Below are 675 nucleotides of genomic sequence, written 5' to 3'. Positions count from 1 at the left end.
TGGCCTGGCGCGACTCGGCTTCGGCGGCGCGGGCGCGGCCTTCGACTTCGGCAATCAGGCTTTGCTGCTGGCGCTGGCGTGCCGCCAGGTTGGCGATGCGCGCCAGTTGCGCGCGGGTTTCGGCCAGCGCTTCGTCGACGGCCGCCTGGGCCTGGTCGACATGGGCCTGGTAATCCGGGTCTTCGATGCTGGCCAGCAGGTCGCCGGCCTTGAGCGCCTGGTTGTCCTGCACCCGGACTTCGGCCAGGTAGCCGGAGATCCGTGGGGCGACCGTGACAATGTCGGCCCGCAGGTAAGCATCGTCGGTTTCAATCTGGAAGCGTCCGTTGCGCCACCAGTGCACACACCAGGTGACCAGCAGCAGGCCGGCCAGCACCGATGTGGCGTAAATCAGCACACGGCGTCGGGTCAGGGCGCGCGCGGGGGCCGCAGTCGAAGCGGGAGCGGGGGTATCGGTCATTGCGGGTACTCGCTTTCAGGCGGGGTGGAAGAGTGGCGGGCGAGCCGCGTGGCAGGGGCGATCGGCGGCGCGTCACGCCAGCCCCCGCCCATAGCCTTGAACAGCCGCAACTGCGCGTCCATGACCTGGGCATCGGCGCCGGCCAGCTCGGCCTGGCGTTGCACATCACGGCGCTGGGCCTTGAGGTATTGCTGGGCGGTGCTGGCGCCGGCGGT

At 70.1% G+C, this 675-nt stretch carries 1 protein-coding gene and 1 pseudogene; both read right to left on the bottom strand.

The features are described from left to right. A partial coding sequence (locus CF161_RS00025) for a biotin/lipoyl-binding protein (RefSeq protein WP_020294467.1) occupies positions 1 to 460 on the bottom strand: 460 nt, incomplete at its 3' end. Next, a pseudogene (locus CF161_RS33005) lies at positions 457 to 675 on the bottom strand (hypothetical protein); the annotation flags it as partial. The gene CF161_RS00025 and the pseudogene CF161_RS33005, both read right to left, overlap by 4 nt.

Origin of the sequence: Pseudomonas sp. CF161 (assembly GCF_000416215.1) — a bacterium.
Classification (GTDB): Bacteria; Pseudomonadota; Gammaproteobacteria; order Pseudomonadales; family Pseudomonadaceae; genus Aquipseudomonas.
This window is presented reverse-complemented; position numbering and strand designations above follow the sequence as displayed.